Source organism: Microbacterium hominis NBRC 15708, from assembly GCF_001592125.1.
GTDB lineage: Bacteria > Actinomycetota > Actinomycetes > Actinomycetales > Microbacteriaceae > Microbacterium > Microbacterium hominis.
This window is the reverse complement of sequence record NZ_BCWI01000012.1, coordinates 104,354-120,354: the sequence shown is the minus strand read 5'-3', so window position 1 is coordinate 120,354 and position 16,001 is coordinate 104,354. Positions and strand designations below refer to the sequence as shown.

At 73.6% G+C, this 16,001-nt stretch carries 11 protein-coding genes; 6 read left to right on the top strand and 5 right to left on the bottom strand.

The annotated features are described in order from the left end of the window. Positions 1-127 precede the first annotated feature (127 nt). Entirely contained in the window at positions 128-1,051 is a 924-nt protein-coding gene (locus MHO01S_RS10850) for a LysR family transcriptional regulator (protein ID WP_255266088.1), read from the bottom strand. A 107-nt stretch (positions 1,052-1,158) separates the two neighbouring features. Here MHO01S_RS10850 and alsS point away from each other — a divergent pair, with 107 nt between their 5' ends. Together alsS and budA are read left to right on the top strand one after the other, a co-directional pair. Further along, entirely contained in the window at positions 1,159-2,916 is a 1,758-nt protein-coding gene (gene alsS / locus MHO01S_RS10845) for an acetolactate synthase AlsS (RefSeq protein ID WP_061782286.1), read from the top strand. Positions 2,917-2,957: 41 nt separating this feature from the next. Continuing rightward, on the top strand, positions 2,958-3,689 hold the full coding sequence (budA, locus tag MHO01S_RS10840; protein WP_060960113.1) for an acetolactate decarboxylase: 732 nt from the start codon (positions 2,958-2,960) through the stop codon (positions 3,687-3,689). A 124-nt stretch (positions 3,690-3,813) separates the two neighbouring features. Here budA and MHO01S_RS10835 read toward each other — a convergent pair whose 3' ends face one another. The 3 genes from MHO01S_RS10835 to imuA' are packed head-to-tail and all read right to left on the bottom strand — an operon-like array spanning position 3,814 to position 9,735. After that, a complete protein-coding gene (locus MHO01S_RS10835; protein ID WP_061782285.1) occupies positions 3,814-7,374 on the bottom strand; it encodes an error-prone DNA polymerase in 3,561 nt (1,186 codons plus the stop codon). Next, positions 7,374-9,032 (bottom strand): Y-family DNA polymerase, encoded by a 1,659-nt coding sequence (locus MHO01S_RS10830; RefSeq protein ID WP_061782284.1) that lies wholly within the window; start codon positions 9,030-9,032, stop codon positions 7,374-7,376. The genes MHO01S_RS10835 and MHO01S_RS10830 overlap by 1 nt, the downstream gene beginning before the upstream one ends. A gap of 1 nt (position 9,033) precedes the next feature. Further along, positions 9,034-9,735: a DnaE2-dependent mutagenesis accessory factor ImuA' gene (gene imuA', locus MHO01S_RS10825; RefSeq protein WP_061782283.1), complete on the bottom strand. Its 702-nt coding sequence runs from the start codon at positions 9,733-9,735 to the stop codon at positions 9,034-9,036. A 158-nt stretch (positions 9,736-9,893) separates the two neighbouring features. Between imuA' and MHO01S_RS10820 the strand changes: the two genes are divergently transcribed. Then, a complete protein-coding gene (locus MHO01S_RS10820; RefSeq protein WP_061782282.1) occupies positions 9,894-11,246 on the top strand; it encodes an amidohydrolase family protein in 1,353 nt (450 codons plus the stop codon). A 426-nt stretch (positions 11,247-11,672) separates the two neighbouring features. Here MHO01S_RS10820 and MHO01S_RS10815 read toward each other — a convergent pair whose 3' ends face one another. Then, on the bottom strand, positions 11,673-12,674 hold the full coding sequence (locus tag MHO01S_RS10815) for a PDR/VanB family oxidoreductase (protein WP_061782281.1): 1,002 nt from the start codon (positions 12,672-12,674) through the stop codon (positions 11,673-11,675). Between the two features lie 220 nt (positions 12,675-12,894). On the opposite strand from MHO01S_RS10815, the gene MHO01S_RS10810 reads away from it, so the two are divergent. The 3 genes from MHO01S_RS10810 to MHO01S_RS10800 are packed head-to-tail and all read left to right on the top strand — an operon-like array spanning position 12,895 to position 15,913. Next, the gene (locus tag MHO01S_RS10810) at positions 12,895-14,175 is read left to right on the top strand and encodes an amidohydrolase family protein (RefSeq protein WP_061782280.1); all 1,281 of its coding nucleotides are present in this window, start codon (positions 12,895-12,897) and stop codon (positions 14,173-14,175) included. Continuing rightward, positions 14,172-14,972 carry an ABC transporter ATP-binding protein gene (locus MHO01S_RS10805; protein WP_060959176.1) on the top strand — a complete coding sequence of 267 codons (801 nt, stop codon included), beginning with the start codon at positions 14,172-14,174 and terminating at the stop codon, positions 14,970-14,972. The genes MHO01S_RS10810 and MHO01S_RS10805 overlap by 4 nt, the downstream gene beginning before the upstream one ends. Further along, the gene (locus MHO01S_RS10800; RefSeq protein ID WP_061782279.1) at positions 14,969-15,913 is read left to right on the top strand and encodes an ABC transporter permease; all 945 of its coding nucleotides are present in this window, start codon (positions 14,969-14,971) and stop codon (positions 15,911-15,913) included. Before MHO01S_RS10805 ends, MHO01S_RS10800 begins: the two co-directional genes overlap by 4 nt. The last annotated feature ends 88 nt before the right edge of the window (positions 15,914-16,001 follow it).

Sequence of the window (16,001 nt, the reverse complement as noted above, 5' to 3'; positions counted from 1 at the left end):
GAGGGCCCCAGGCCCGAGTCGAAACGCCCCACCCCCGCCACCCGCACGTCACCGCCGCCCGGTCGTTGAGCGAGGGCCCCAGGCCCGAGTCGAAACGCCTCACCCCCGCCACCCGCGCGTGGCGGCCTCACGCGGGGAGCAGCTCGCTGCGCAGGAGCTCGACGAGCGCCTGCGCGGCGGAGCTGAGCGGACGTCGCCGCGCCCACGCGAGCGAGACGGCGAACGCGGGTACGGCGCCGTCCAGCGGCACGGTGCGCACCGGCATCCGACCGCGGTGCGCCACCGACGCCCTCGCGGATGCCGCGGCCGCCGCGAACTCCGGCACGATGGCCAGACCGAGACCCTGTGGCACGTAGGTGGCCGCCGTCGAGAGATCGGCGACCTCGATGAGCACACGCCGCGACACTCCGGCGTGGGCGAACGCGTCGTCGACGATGCGTCGCGACCCGTAGCCGGGCGGGAGGTCGATGAAGCTCTCCCCCTCCAGCTCGCCGAGAGCGACGCGGTCGCGGTCTGCCGCGGGGTGGCCGTCGGGCACGACGAGCACGTACGGCGACGAGGCGACGACCTCGCCCCGCAGTGTCGCGGGAAGCCCGTCAACGACGGAGAGGAGCGCCACGTCGATCTCGCCCCTCTCCAGCTGCGCCACCAGGCCCGTCGAGCCGAGCCCGGTCGCCCGCAGCTGCACCGCGACGGCCGGATGCCGCTCGTGATAGCGACCCAGCAGCCCCGGCACGTCGACGAGGTCGACCCCCGTCATGAGCCCCATGGTGACGGCGCCGCGCAGTTCTGTGGCCGCCGCCGCGACGGCTTCCCCGAGCTCGCGCACCTGCTCGAGGACCTGCTGCGCGCGGGTCAGCAGCTCCTCACCCGCACCCGTCAGGCGGATCTGCCGATGCGAACGGTCGAACAGCTCGACCCCCAGTTCGCGTTCGAGATCGCGCACGGTCGTCGAGACCGCCGACTGCGCCAGCAGCAGGCGATCGGCGGCGCGCGTGAAGCTCAACTCCTGCGCGACCGCGACGAACACGGAGAGGTGACGCACATCCATATCTCGATCATCCTCCCTCCGTGCAGCCCGAAATCATCTGCGCAGCAGATGAGTCGCATCGCGAACGCCGTCTTCCTCGCACCGCTCGCCGGGCGGAGCATGGAGTCATGAGCATCGCGCCGGTCCTCGCCCCGTCCCCAGCGGCTGCCACCGCCGCCGTCACCGCCCCGCCCGTCGGGACCCGTGCCGCCGACCGTGTCGTCGAGGTGCTGCGCGCCCACGGCGTGCGCTGGGTGTTCGGCGTCCCGGGCGCCAAGATCGACCCCGTCTTCGACGCCCTCGCCGCCGTACAGGGCGTCGCCGGCGCACCGCAGCTGATCACCTGCCGCACCGAGCAGAACGCCGTCTTCATGGCCGCCGCGGTGGGGCGTCTCACCGGCATCCCGGGCGTCGTCCTCGTCACGAGCGGGCCCGGCACGGCGAACCTCGCGACGGGACTGCTGACGGCGACGACCGAGGGCGACCCCGTCGTCGCGATCTGCGGCGCCGTCTCACGGTCGCAGCACCTCAAGCGGGCCCATCAGGCGATGGATGCCGTCGGCATGCTGCAGACGGTGACCGTCTCGGCCGCCGAGGTCACCGCGGCCGACAACGTCGCCGAAGCGATCGTCAACGCGTTCCGCGCCGCCACGCGGGAGCCGCGCGGCGCGGCGGCCGTCGTGCTCCCCTACGACGTGTCGACCGCGACGACCGCCGTCGGCTTCACCGAGCCGATCGTGCCGGCGGCGGTGGGCGGGGCGGCCGCCGACTCCGTCGACCGGGCCGCGGCGCTGCTGCGCGAGGCGCGGTTCCCGGTCGTGCTGGCGGGGGCGCGCAGCGGCGACCCGCGCACGGTCGACGCGCTGCACGCGCTGCTGCGCGCGACGGGCCTGCCGGTGGTCGAGACGTTCCAGGCCGCAGGGATCATCTCGCGCGACCTCGAGGACCACTACCTGGGCCGCGTGGGCTTCGCCCGCAACCAGCCGGGCGACGTCCTTCTGCACCACGCCGATCTCGTGCTGACGCTCGGCTACGACCCGGTGGAGTTCGTGCCCGCCGAGTGGAACCTCGGCAAGGAACGCCGGATCGTGCACGTGGACACCGTCGCGGCTGACATCGACAACGACTACCGGCCGGACGTCGAGCTCCTCGGCGACCTGGCCACCACGCTCACCGATCTGACGCGCGCGCTGCACACGCGCGGCGGCATCCCGCAGCGCGATGCGGCGACGGCGGTCATCGTCGAACGCGAACGCACGCGGCTGGCGGAGAACACCGACCTCGGCGACCCGCACCACGACGACGCGTTCGGTCTCGATCCGGTCGCGGTGGTCGCCGGCATCCGCGCCGCCCTGCCCGACGAGGCCACCGTGCTCTGCGACGTGGGATCGAACTACCTGTACATGGCGCGCCACTTCCGCACCTACCGGCCGCGCTCGTTGATGTTCTCGAACGGGCAGCAGACGCTGGGGGTGGCACTCCCGTGGGCGATCGCGGCGAGTCTCGCCGACGCGGGCGACCCGGTGCTCTCCGTCTCGGGCGACGGCGGCTTCCTCTACTCCGCCGTCGAGCTGGAGACCGCGGTGCGGGTCGGGGCGAGCTTCACGCACATCGTCTTCAACGACTCGGCGTACGACATGGTGGCGTTCCAGCAGGTCGAGAAGTACGGGCGCACCGCGGCCGTGGAGCTCGGCGCCTACGACGTCGTGGCCTTCGCCGAGTCGTTCGGGGCGCACGGACATCGCGTGACCCGGGTCGAGGATCTCGTCCCGACGATCGTCGCGGCCCTCGCCGAGCCCGGGCCGTCCGTCATCGACGTGCCCGTCGACTACCGCGACAACCTCCGCCGTCTCGGCGGCGACCTCCTCGCCGACGTGCTGCTGTGACCTCCCCCTCCTCTTCGCCTCTCGTCCCGAAAGGACCGCGCATGAGCGCTGAACGCCACACCCTGTTCCAGACGAGCCTGATGGCCGCGCTGCTGGACGGCATCTACGAAGACGACATGACCGTCGGCGAGCTGCTCGGCCACGGCGACTTCGGCATCGGCACGTTCAACGCCCTCGACGGAGAGATGGTCGTCGTCGACGGTGTCGCGTACCGGCTGCGCGGCGACGGCACGGCGGCCGCGGCATCCGCCGACTCCGCCACGCCGTATGCGGTGGTGACCGACTTCGTCCCCACGATCACCCGCTCGCTGCCCGACGGGGCCACGCGCGCGGAGGCCTCGGCCGCGATCGATGCGATCACCGCCTCGGCCAACTACATGTACGCGCTGCGCATCACCGGGCGGTTCCACCGCGTGACGGCGCGGACGGTCACCCGGCAGCAGAAGCCGTACCGCCCCATGACGGAAGCGACCGACGACGACGCCGTGCTCGAGTTCGACGACGTCGACGGCACGATCGTCGCCTTCCGCACGCCTCTGTACGAGCAGGGCATCGGCGTGCCCGGATGCCACGCGCACTTCATCGACGACGGACGCACCCGCGGCGGCCACGTGCTCGACTTCACCCTCGAGCACGGCACGGTCGAGCTGTGCCTGTGCACCGACCTGCATCTGCGCCTGCCGTTGACGACGGAGTTCCGCGAGGCCGCCCTCGCCCCCGAGGACCTGGCCGCCCAGCTCGCGAAGACCGAGCAGCACGCTCCCCTCCCCTGACCCCGCGCGCCGCGTTCCGGCGAGCCGCCATGCTGTGGCCGAGCCGCTATGTCGCGGGCAGTCCAAAGCATGGCGGCTCGGCCGGAGGATAGCGGCTCGGTGGGGGTGGGGGTGGGTGTGGGGGTCAGCGGAAGTCGCGGGAGCGGTGGCGCACGCCGACGCGCAGGTCTTCGAACGCGTCGGCGACGAGGTTCGTGACGCCCTCGGGTGAACGCTCGAGGATGCCGCGCGCGATGAGCGCCGGCGCATCCCGCAGCACCCGACGATAGCGGTCCCAGACGCCCTTCGAGCAGATGACGTTGACGAGGCCGTGCTCGTCCTCGAGGTTGATGAAGGTGATCCCGGATGCCGTCGCGGGCCGCTGCCGGTGCGTCACCAGTCCCGCGACCTCGACCCGCCGCCCGACCTCGTGCGTGCGCAGCTCGCGAGAGGTGAGCACCCCGCGCGCATCCAGCGGCGCCCGGTAATGCGTGAGGGGATGGTCGTCGGTGGAGATGCCCGTGGCCCAGAGGTCGGCGGCGAGCACGTCGTAGGTGGACTGGTCGCCGAACAGCGGGGGCTGCACGGCGACAAGAGAGTCGGGAAGGAACTCGGGCAGATCCTGGGCCGCATCGCCGGCCAGCCAGAGCCCCTGGCGCCGCGTGATGCCCATGCTCTCGAACGCCCCCGCCGTCGCCAGCGCCTCCACCTGGGCGGCCGTGGCACCCGTTCGCCGCACGAGGTCGCGGAGGTCGCGGAAGGGGCCGTCGCTCTCGCGCGTCGACACGATGCGCTGCGCGAGGGGCTTTCCCACCCCCGTGACCGCGGCCAGCCCCAGCCGGACGGCGAAACGGCCGTCCCGGCGATGGGCGGCCGACGCGTCGGGCGCGGCGGCATCGAACGGCGGCACCGGCGGCTGGTGGCGGTCGGTGCAGGCGGGGATGCCGGTGGGGACGCGTTTCGACTCGTTCGCTGCGCTCTCTCGCTCAACGACCGGAGGGGACGCGGCGCTCTCTCGCTCAACGACCGGGGAAGGGGCTGCGCTCTCTCGCTCAACGACCGGGTCGACGACCGGGGAAGGGGGTTCGTCGAGGGGTTCGAGACCGGCATCCACCCCGGAGGCGTGCAGATCGGGGCGACGCACGACGACACCGTGCCGGCGGGCGTCGGCGGTGAGGGTCGCCGGAGAGTAGAAGCCCATGGGCTGCGCACGCAGCAGCGCGGCGAGGAACGCGCCCGGGTAGTGCAGCTTGAGCCACGACGACGCGTAGACGAGCAGCGCGAACGACAGCGAGTGGCTCTCCGCGAAGCCGAAGTTCGCGAACGCCTGGATCTTCGCGTAGATGTCGTCGGCGACCTGTCCGACCAGCCCGTGCCGCGCCATCCCGTCGTACAGCTTCTGCCGCACCGACTCGATCCGCTCGATGCCGCGCTTGGAGCCCATGGCACGGCGCAGCACATCGGCATCCTCTCCGGTGAGGTCGCCGACGGCCATCCCCATCTGCATGAGCTGCTCCTGGAACACCGGCACACCGAGGGTCCGCTCCAGCACCGGTCGGAGCTTCTCGTGGGCGTACGTCGGCTCCTCCAGCCCCAGCTTGCGGCGCACGTACGGGTGCACCGCGCCGCCCTGGATCGGACCCGGCCGGATCAGGGCGATCTCGATCACCAGGTCGTAGAACCGCCGCGGCTGCAGCCGCGGCAGCAGCCCCATCTGCGCGCGGGACTCCACCTGGAACACCCCGATCGAGTCGGCGCGGCACAGCATGTCGTAGACCGCGGCCTCCTCCTTGGGGAGGGTGTCGAGCGTCCACCGCTCCCCCGTCGCGTCGGCGATGAGATCGAAGCAGTGCTGCAGCGCGGCGAGCATGCCGAGCCCCAACAGGTCGAACTTCACGAGCCCCATCCACGCGGCGTCGTCCTTGTCCCACTGGATGACGGTGCGGTTCTCCATCCGCGCGTGCTCGATCGGCACCACCTCGCCCACGGGACGCTCGGTGAGCACCATGCCCCCCGAGTGGATGCCGAGATGTCGCGGCGCCTTCAACAGCTCGGCGGCGTACTCGAGCACGCGATCGGGGATGTCGTGCGAGCCCGCGACGGCGCCGTCCCACCGCTCGACCTGCTTCGACCAGGCGTCCTGCTGACCGGGCGAGTGTCCGAGCGCCTTCGCCATGTCGCGCACCGCGTTCTTCGGACGGTACTGGATGACGTTCGCGACCTGCGCCGCCCGCTCGCGCCCGTACTCGCCGAACACCCACTGGATGATCTCCTCGCGCCGGTCGGCGTCGAAGTCGACGTCGATGTCGGGCTCCTCCTCGCGCATCGCGGACAGGAACCGCTCGAACGGCAGGTCGTAGTAGATCGAGTCGATCGCCGTGATGTCCAGCAGGTAGCAGACGGCGCTGTTGGCGGCCGAGCCCCGTCCCTGGCACAGGATGCCGCGGCGACGGGCCTCGGCGACGATGCCGTGGACGATGAGGAAGTAGCCCGGGAAGTCCTTCTGCGCGATGACGTCGAGCTCGCGTTCGATGCGCGCGCGGTTCTTCTCGGTGAGGTCGGGATACTTGCGCGGCACGGCCTCCCACACGAGGGTGCGCAGCCACGACATCGGCGTGTGCCCGTCGGGGACGGCCATCTTCGGCAGGGCCGGCTTGGCGCGGCGCAAGGGGAAGGCGAGCTCGTCGGCGAGCGTGACCGTGCGGGCGACCGCGCCCGGGTAGCGGCGGAACCGCCGCGTCATCTCGGCGCCCGAACGCAGATGCGCGCTCGCGTGCGACGGCAGCCAGCCGTCGAGCTCGTCGAGGCCGCGATTGGCGCGCACCGCCGCGACGGCGGCCGCCAGGTGCACGCGGTCGGGCACCGCGTAATGCACGTTGTTGCTCGCCAGCACCGGGAGCGAGCGCGCGGCGGCGAGCGCGGCGAGCACGTCGTTGTCGCGGGTGTCGGTGGGGGCGCCGTGGTCGATCAGCTCGACGTTCACCGCGTCGGCGCCGAACAGCGCGACGAGCCGGTCGAGCGCGGCGGCCGCGGCATCGGCTCCCCCGGCGGCGAGCGCCTGACGCACCGCGCCCTTGCGGCATCCGGTGAGGATCGTCCAGTGCCCGTCGGCGCGCGCGGCGAGCTCGTCGAGGTCGTACCAGGGCCGCCCTTTCTCCCCGCCGGCGAGCTGTGCGTGGGTGAGAGCCGCCGCCAGCCGGTGGTAGCCCTCCTCGCCGCGGGCGAGCACGAGCAGGTGCGAGCCGGCGGGGTCGGGCGACCCGGCCCGCGCGGCACTCGGACCGGCGAGCAGGCCCGTCGCACGCCCCGCCCCTTCCCCCGCGCCGCCGCTTGCCCCGAGCGAGAGCTCCGCCCCGAACACGGTCTTCACCTGAAGCTGCTCGGCGGCCTCCGCGAAACGCACGATCCCGTAGAAGCCGTCGTGGTCGGTGATCGCGAGGGCGTGCAGGCCCAGCCGCTCCGCCTCCTCGGCGAGCTCGGCGGGCGAGGACGCCCCGTCGAGGAACGAGAACGACGAGTGCGCGTGCAGCTCGGCGTACGGCACGGCATCCGTGGGCCGCTCGATCGGCGGCCGCTCGTAGGCACCGCGCTTGCGGGAGAAGGCGGGGCCGTCGCCGCCGTCCGGTGCAGGGTCGCCGCCGATCGCCGGCGCACCGAGCAGGCGGGCCATCTCCGACCAGCGGACCGACGGATTGTTGAACCCCATCAGTCGTACCTCCCCTCGATCTGCCAAACGCCTTCCTCGCACACCAGCAGCCAGGCGCCCTCCGCGACGTCGACCACCTGGAAGCGGTGCGCCCGCCGCGCCCGCTCGGGATCCCACGCGCGTTCGATCACCGGCCACGGTCCCGCCCAGGTGCGGATGCCGCGGCGCCGCCCGCCGAGCTCGATCGCCGCGGGGACGGCGGTCGGCTCCCCGCGGGCATCCACGGCGATCATGTCGCCGTCGGCATCCAGCACCGCGACCGGCATCCCCTCGGCGAACACCGTCGTCGGCAGCGGATCGGGAAGGCTCCCCGGCCAGGGACGCTCGCCCGTGCGCAGATCGGCGACGACGTTCCCCCAGGGCACGAGCCGCTGTCGTTCCGCGAGCCACCGACCGCCGCCGACCGCGGGAGTGAGCACGCCCTGGTGTCCGAGCATCGCCTGCACGCGCGAGAGCGCGCGATGCACGCGCTCCTCGGGACCCGACCCGAACAGCCGCGCGGTGTGGTGGGCGGCGGCATCCACCGCCTCGGGCTCGATGCGCACCCGCACGACCGCGCTGCGAAGCGCCCGTCCCGTCCCGCCGCCCCCGGCGCCGCTGGCGCCGCTCGTGCCCCCGGCGCCCCCGGTGCCCCCGGCACCGCTCGTGCCCCCGGCGCCCGTCGCCGCGCCCTGCTCGGCGAGCTGCCAGCGCACCCGGTCGACCACCGCGGCGGCGTCGAAAGCCCCGGGATGCAGCCACACCCGCTCGCTGCGCTCCCCGCGGTCGCCGGTGAGCACGACACGCAGCTCGGTGCAGACGAGCCCCTGCTCCCCGAGCCGGGAGACGAACTCCGCAGCCGGCATCCGCAGGGCGAACGCGACCTGGTCCGCGGTCTCGACCGGGGGCTCGAACGCGACCTCGCGGTGCAGCTCGGGCGGCGGCGTGCGCGCCGTCACGGGGCGCGGGTCGCGGCCGGCGGCCAGCGCGTGCAGCCGCTGACCGCGCGCGCCGAACCGCTCGACGAGCCGGTCGGCGCCGAGGGCCGCGACCTCGCCCAGCGTCTGCACCCCGAGCCGGCCGAACAGCGAGGCCAGCTCTTCGTCGAGCACCCCCACCGGCAGCGGCGAGAGGAAGGCCGCGGCCGAACCGGCCGGCACGATCCGCACCGGATCCTCCCGGCGCGTGCCGCCGCGGGCCGCCTGCTGGGCGGTGAAGGTGCCGTCGGCGATGCCCACCCGCACGTCATCGACGCCGAGGCTCGCCACGGCGCCCGCGAGCACCGTCGCCGCCGCGGCCTCACCGCCGAAATAGCGCGCCGGCCCGCGCGCGTGCAGGGCGCACAGTCCGGGCTGGATCACCTGCACGTTCGGTGCGGCCTCCTCGATCGCCGCGATCACAGGCCCGAACGCCCGATGATCGCGCACGGCGTCGGCATCCACCACCGTCAGCTGCGGGCAGCGGGCCTGCGCATCACGGCGACGCATCCGTCGCCGGACGCCCTCGGCGCGCGCCGCCGCCGAGCAGGCGACGACCATCCCCTTCTCGAACACGGCGATGGGCCCGTCGGCGTCCAGCGGGTCGTCGCCGTCGCGGGTGAGCGCGACGATCGGCCAGTCGGGCACCCACACGACCAGACTGCGCGGAGGGGGCGGGCCGCCCCGGACATCGGCATCCATCTCACACCGCCCGTCTCATCGGCACGGGCGCGGGCACGCGCGAGCGGCCGGCGCCTTCCCCCCCGCCGAGGCGGCCCTGCTCGTCGGGAAGCAGGAGCCGGTTCGATCGCGGCACGGGCGCGCGCCGGCTGGTCACCGTGACGGTGAGCTCTCGTCCCGACAGGATGCCGTGGCCCTCGCCGAGGCCCGACCACGACGGATCGGAGACGTCGATCATCGCCTCGGTCTGCGGCCAGGGGCCCTGCACGAGCAGCACGGCATCGCGTTCACGCATGCGCGCGGCGAGCCGGGCGACGTCGGCATCCTTCGCCCGGGCCGGCGGCCGCACCGCCACGACCGACAGCACATCGGCGAGCGTCGAGGTCACCGCGAGCCAGCGCTCGCCCGGATCGGGCACCAGGACGAGCCGCGACAGGTCCACGCCGGCGGCGCGCGCCGCTTCCACACCGACGTGCGGCATGCCCACGACGGCGCACCACGAGCCGGTCTGCGAGGGTTCGGCCAGCAGAGCGAACAGCAGCGACATCGACCGCCCGAGCGCGTAGGCTCCCCCCGTGCGCAGGCCTCCGCCGGGCAGCAGCGACGCCAGCGCCGGCGGCACCGGGAGCACGGGCGTGTCGAGGCGACGCCCCTGCATGCGCTCCATCTGCGCGCGCAGGGTGCTCACGGTGCCCGCGACGTCCGCGGCAGCGACGTTCCCCACGATCGGCCTCACTTCGACAGATTAGAACATGTGTTCTAGTACTTCAATGCCTCTGCGTCGAAGATAAGAACGGGTTCGGACATTGCGCGCCGCATCCCTCGACCGGCCGCGCCGGACGGCTCATCTGCGCGAAACATGCGACTGATAGGACGGACGCCATGACCCGTACGCTGACCATCACGGGCGCCTCCCTCATCGTGGAGCGCTTCGACGAGCCCGACCTCGACCGCACCGGCGACCTCGTGATCGGCGCGGACGGCCGCGTCGGCGTCCCGACCGCGGAGCCCGCCGCATCCGCGCACGACACCCTCGACGCCGAGGGCGGCCTCGTCACCCCCGGTCTCGTCAACGCGCACCACCACCTGCTCCAGTCGGGCTTCCGCACCCTGCCGGGCACCCGGGGAGTGCCCATGCGGGAGTGGCTGCCCGCGATGGCCGCCGCGTATGCCGCCGCGGGCATCGACGCCTCCCTCGTCCGCGCGACGGCCGGCGTGGGGCTGGCCGAGTCGCTCCTGTGCGGAGTGACCACCGTCGCCGATCACCAGCTCAACTGGCCCGACCCCGCGGCCTCCCCCACTCCGGTCGACGACACCGTCGCGATCGCGCACGCCATCGCCGGAGCGGCCGCAGAACTCGGCGCGCGCCTCGTGTTCGTCCGCGGATCGGCCCGCGACGCCCCCGCCGCCGCGGCGGCGAGCGCGGAGGCGATCGTCCGCGACCTCCTCCCCTCCGCCGCCGACGTCCCGGGCGGCACGAGCGCCGACGGCATGCTGCAGCTCGCGGTGGGCCCGGCGGGCGTGCACTCCGACTCCGCGGAGACCTTCCGCGCGCTCGGCGACGTGGCGCGGCGCCACGGTCTGCGCCGGCGCACCCAGGCGAACGAGCAGGTCGACACCGAGATCGCGCTCACCCGGTACGGCCGGCGGCCCCTCGACCTGCTCGAGGAGTGGGGCTGGCTCGAGCCGGACGTGACGATCGCGCACCTGTGCGACGTGACGGATGCCGAGATCTCACGCCTCGCGGCCGCCGGCGTCACCGCCACGCACGCACCGGGCTGCGACGTGCCGATGGGCTGGGGCGTCGCCCCCGTGGCCCGCCTGCGGGCGCACGGCATCGCCGTGGGGCTGGGCACCTCGGGCGGCGGGTCGAACGACGCCGGGCACCTCCTCGCCGACGCCCGCCTCGCGATGCAGGTGTCGGGCCTCGTCGGGCCGACGCTCCCGGCGCGTGACGTCCTGACGATGGCCACGTCGGGCGGCGCCGCGGGTCTCGGTCGCGCGGAGCTCGGCATCCTGACCCCGGGGGCCGCGGGCGATGCGTGCGTCTGGGACGTCTCCGGCGTCGCGGACGCGGGCGTGGCCGATCCGGTCGCCGGACTGCTGTGGGCCCACCCGGGGCGCCGGCCGCGGCACGTCGTGGTCGGCGGGCGCGTGGTCGTCCGCGACTACCGGCTGGTCAGCGGCGACGAGACCGCGCTCACCGCCGCGCTCCGCGCCCGCGTCGGCCGCTGACGCCGGCGCCGCCGCACCGGAGCCCTGGCGCCGGCCGGCGTCGGCGCCCCGGCCGGCGTCGGCGCCCCGGCGCCCGGAGCCCCGGGGCCGTGACCACCGTCGGAGTTTCCGCGGGGATCGGCCCACCGCGGCCCCCTTCCGCCGCGCGCAGGGCACAACCTCCGACGTTCGTCACAGGATCGGCTCCGCTTGCCCGAGCTCCCCCGATGCCCCCACCGTCGGCGCGGCCGTCCGGCCCGCACAGAAGCGCGGCGAGCGCGACGTGACGTACGCCGGAGAAACCCGGTGGTGACACCGCACCATCCCTCGGTTCGGGGCTCACGCCGGGAAAGTCCGACGATCGTCACCACCACCCAACCGCAACCCAAGCCCCAGCCCAACCGCAACCCAAGCCCCAACCCCAGCCCAAGCCCCCGCGGCACCCGCTCAGACGTCGAGCACGATCCGGGGACAGGCCGCACGCGAGACGCAGGCCATCATGACGGCGCCCTGCTCCCGCTCGAGCGGGGTCAGCACCGAGTCGCGGTGCTCCACCTCTCCCTCCAGCACCGGCACCTCGCAGGTGCCGCACGTGCCGCGGCGACAGCTGGAGAGCACCATCGCGGTCGGGCTCTGCTCCTCGATCGCCTCCAGGACCGACTGGCCGGGCAGCACCGTGACGACGTCGCCGGTCATCGCGAGCTCGACCTCGAACGGCTCCGACCAGACCGGCTCGCCGTACGCGATCGCCTCGAACCGCTCGACGTGCAGCGCCTCGGCGCGCCCCGCCGCCCCGAAGCCCTCCTCGAGGGCCGCGATCAGTCGCGCCGGACCGCAGGCGTAGACGGGACCGCCGTCGGCGGCGGCGGCCACGAGTGCGGCGACGTCGAGGCGGGAGCCCTCGTCGGAGGGATGCAGCCGCACGCGGCCCGTGCCGTCGTCGAGCGCGCGCACGTCGTCGACGAAGGCCATGGTCGACAGCGACCGCCCGGCATAGTCGAGCGTCCACGCGGCCCCCGCGGCGGCCGCGGCGCGCACCATCGCGAGGATCGGGGTGATGCCGATACCGCCGGCGACGAAGCGGTGCACCGCTTCGGGCACCATGTCGTACGAGAAGTGGTTGCGCGGTCCGCGCACCCGCAGCCGTTGGCCCACCTGCACGTCGTCGTGCACGCGCACCGACCCTCCGCGCCCGTCGTCCTCCCGGAGCACCGCGACCCGCCACGTCGACCGGTCCGCGGCGTCGCCGCAGAGCGAGTACTGGCGCTCGATGCGCTCCGTCCCGGGCTGACGGCCGTCGGCGAGGATGAGGTCCACGTGCGACCCGGGCGCCCAGACGGGAAGGTCGCGGCCGTTGTGGGCCACGAGGTCGAGTGCCACGACGCCGTCGGCGAGCACGGTGCGGGCGGCGACCACGAGGTCGCGCTCGACGTCACTGAAGTAGCTCATGGATCCCACTCTTCCCATTCGCGCGGGGCCGTCCCGCCCGCGGGCGGCGACCGGCCGCACTCTTCGCGCGGATTTAACACGGCTGCAATCCCGACAGGCCTGCCAGGAAACACGTCGGGCGTTTACTGATTCTCACCCGATGTTGGTCATACCAACAACACCGCACCGCCCGCCGTCACCGCCACCGCCCGCCGTCATCGCCACGTGAGGAGAAGCCCCTATGGATGCCGAACTCCTCGAGCCGGGCCAGCGCATCGGCGCCGTCACCGGACTCTCGCCGGCCGGAGAGGTCGGTGACGCCCTCGCCTTCGCGGACGGTCGTGTCGTCGACGCGGGGGCTGCAGATGCCGACGGCGAGACGATCGACGCCACCGGCTGGGTCGCCCTGCCGCCCCTCGCCGACCTGCACGCCCACCTCGACAAGGGCTACACGTGGAGCGCGTTCGGCCAGCCCGAGGGCTCACTCGAGGACGCCATCGCGTGCTGGGTCGACCACGGCGAGAGCCACACGTACGAGGCGATCACGGCCGGCGCGCGCCGCCACCTGGTCGCCGCGCTGCACGCCGGCGTCACCGCCGTGCGCTCCCACACGAACTACCACCTCGGCGACGACCCGCTGCGCGGCGTCCGTGCGCTCGTGGAGCTGCGCGCCGAGTTCGCCGGGCTCGTCGACCTGCAGGTCGTCGCGAGCCCCGGGCCCTCCGACGGCCCGGACGATCTGGGACGCGCCGCCGTCGCCCTCGGGGTCGACCTGGTCGGCGGCTTCCCCCACCTCGCCGACGACCCCGCGGCGGACCTCGAGCGCGCCGCCGCGTTCGCCGAGGAGTTCGGCCTGGGCCTCGACCTGCACACCGACGAGACGCTCGATCCCGCCTCGACCGGCCTGGCCGAGCTCGCCGCCCGCACGCGCCACTGGCCCGCCGGGCTCATCCGCTCCGCCGGCCACTGCGTCAGCCTGTCCACGCAGGATGCCGCGACCCGCGCCCGCACCCTCGCCGCCGTCGCGGAGGCCGGTGTCTCCATCGTCACCAACCCGCTGACCAACCTCTACCTCCAGGGGTGGCAGCATCCGGTCGGCACGCCGCGCGGCATCCCCCCGCTGCGCGAGATCCTGGAGGCCGGCATCACGCTGGCGGCCGGCGGCGACAACGTGCAGGACCCGTTCAACCCGCTCGGCAACGCCGACATGGTCGACGTCGCCTCCGAGCTCGTCGTCGCCGGTCACCTCACGCCCGCCGAGGCCTGGCACGTCAGCTCCAACGGAGGACGCGCCGCCTTCGGACTGCCGCCCGCCCGCGGACGGGTCGGCGACGTCGCCGACATCGTGCTCGTGCGCGCCGCGCACACCGCCGAGGCGCTCGCGGAGCGCGCACCGGATCGCATCGTCATCCGCGACGGCCGCGTCATCGCGGTGCGCCGCCGCGTCGTCGGCAGCGTGCTCGATCTCCGCCCGTTGCCGGCCCCGCCGTCCGCCCCGACCTCCGAGGGAGCCCTCCTATGACCACCGTCACCGCACCCGCCGATCCGCGTTCGCACGCCGGCACCGCCGACACCGCCCGGCCGACCTCCACACCCACGCTCGCCTTCCGCGACGTCGCCAAGGTCTTCGACACGGGCACCCGCGCCCTGGAGGACGTGTCGATCGATGTGCGCCCGGGCGAGTTCGTGTCGGTGGTCGGTCCCTCCGGCTGCGGCAAGTCGACGCTGCTGCGCCTCGCGGCCGGGCTCGACGCCGCCACGGAGGGCGAGATCGACGTCCGCGCCGACACCACGAGCTTCGTCTTCCAGGAGGCGACCCTGCTGGAGTGGCGCAGCGCGCAGCGCAACGTCGAGCTCGTCGGGGAGCTCGCCGGCGTCGCCAAGGCCGAGCGTCGGCGTCGCGCCGCGGAGGTGCTCGACCTCGTCGGCCTGTCGGGCTTCGAGGACCAGCATCCGCGGGCGCTGTCGGGCGGCATGCGCATGCGGGTCTCGATCGCCCGCGCCCTCGTCGCCGAGCCCCAGCTGGCCCTGTTCGACGAGCCGTTCGGCGCCCTCGACGAGATCACGCGCCTGAAGATGCAGACCGAGCTGCAGCGGCTGTTCCAGCTCAAGGGGTTCGCGGCGATGTTCATCACCCACTCCATCTCCGAGGCCGTCTACCTGTCGAGCCGCGTGCTCGTGATGAGCGGACGGCCCGGCCGCATCGTCGACGACATCGAACTGCCCTGGTCCTACCCCCGCTCGCCCGAGCTGCGTTACGAACCCGAGTTCGGGCGCATCGTCGGCCACCTCTCGCACGCACTGGAGGCACACTCGTGAGCCAGAACCTCGCCCTGAAGGCGCCGACGGCGCACGCCGACACGTCGGCCGGCCCGGTGAGCCCGTCGAAAGCGGCCGCGGATGCCGCGGCATCCGCCGAGACGACGACCGCCGTGATGGCGGCGCGCCGACGGCCTCGCGGCGCGGCGGGCGTCGTGCGCGGCGCCTGGTCGCGCGCGTTCCCGATCGTCGCCGCACTGCTCGGGATCATCGCCATCTGGTACGCGGTGTCGTACCTGCTGCTGAGCGAGAGCCGCCGGTTCCTGCTGCCGCCGCCGCACCAGGTGCTGGCCGAGACGGTCGGCAACGACAAGGTGATCGCACCCATGATCGCCGCGCTCGGTCAGACGATCTCCGTCGCGCTGGTCGGTCTCGCGATCGCGGTCGTGATCGGCATGGGCTGGGCCATCGTGATGTCCCAGTGGACCCTCGCCGAGAAGATCCTGTACCCGTACGCGGTGATCCTCCAGACGATCCCGATCCTCGCGCTCACCCCTCTCATCGGCATCTGGATGGGCTACGGCCTGCCGGCGCGCATCGTCGTCTGCGTCATCATCGCGGTGTTCCCGATGATCTCGAACACCCTCTTCGGCCTGCAGTCGGCGACGCCCGCGGCGCACGACCTGTTCACCCTGCAGAAGGCCAGCAAGTGGCAGCGGATGACGAAGCTCATGCTCCCCGCGGCGATCCCGTCGATCTTCACGGGGCTGCGCCAGTCGGCCGGTCTGGCCGTGATCGGCGCGATCGTCGGCGACTTCTTCTTCCAGCAGGGCAGCCAGGGCATCGGCGGACTGCTGCGCACCTACACGCTGCGCCTGAATATGGAGCCGCTGTTCCTCGCGATCATCTTCACGGCACTGTTCGGCGTGATCGTCTTCTCGATCTTCGCCGCGCTCGATCGGCTGGTCGTCGGACGCCTCTTCGGCGTCGCGACCCGCTGATCGCGCCCCGCCGCCCGCACCGCTTCTCCTCACCCGCACCACGAATCGCACCACCCGTCTGTCCGCACCGCACCCGAAGCCCGTCCAG

Excerpts from the sequence above, each read along its gene's own strand:
- MHO01S_RS10850 (WP_255266088.1), bottom strand. The coding sequence starts at position 1,051 with ATGGATGTGCGTCACCTCTCCGTGTTCGTCGCGGTCGCGCAGGAGTTG.
- alsS (WP_061782286.1), top strand. The coding sequence starts at position 1,159 with ATGAGCATCGCGCCGGTCCTCGCCCCGTCCCCAGCGGCTGCCACCGCC.
- budA (WP_060960113.1), top strand. The coding sequence starts at position 2,958 with ATGAGCGCTGAACGCCACACCCTGTTCCAGACGAGCCTGATGGCCGCG.
- MHO01S_RS10835 (WP_061782285.1), bottom strand. The coding sequence starts at position 7,374 with ATGGGGTTCAACAATCCGTCGGTCCGCTGGTCGGAGATGGCCCGCCTG.
- MHO01S_RS10830 (WP_061782284.1), bottom strand. The coding sequence starts at position 9,032 with ATGGATGCCGATGTCCGGGGCGGCCCGCCCCCTCCGCGCAGTCTGGTC.
- MHO01S_RS10820 (WP_061782282.1), top strand. The coding sequence starts at position 9,894 with ATGACCCGTACGCTGACCATCACGGGCGCCTCCCTCATCGTGGAGCGC.
- MHO01S_RS10815 (WP_061782281.1), bottom strand. The coding sequence starts at position 12,674 with ATGAGCTACTTCAGTGACGTCGAGCGCGACCTCGTGGTCGCCGCCCGC.
- MHO01S_RS10810 (WP_061782280.1), top strand. The coding sequence starts at position 12,895 with ATGGATGCCGAACTCCTCGAGCCGGGCCAGCGCATCGGCGCCGTCACC.
- MHO01S_RS10805 (WP_060959176.1), top strand. The coding sequence starts at position 14,172 with ATGACCACCGTCACCGCACCCGCCGATCCGCGTTCGCACGCCGGCACC.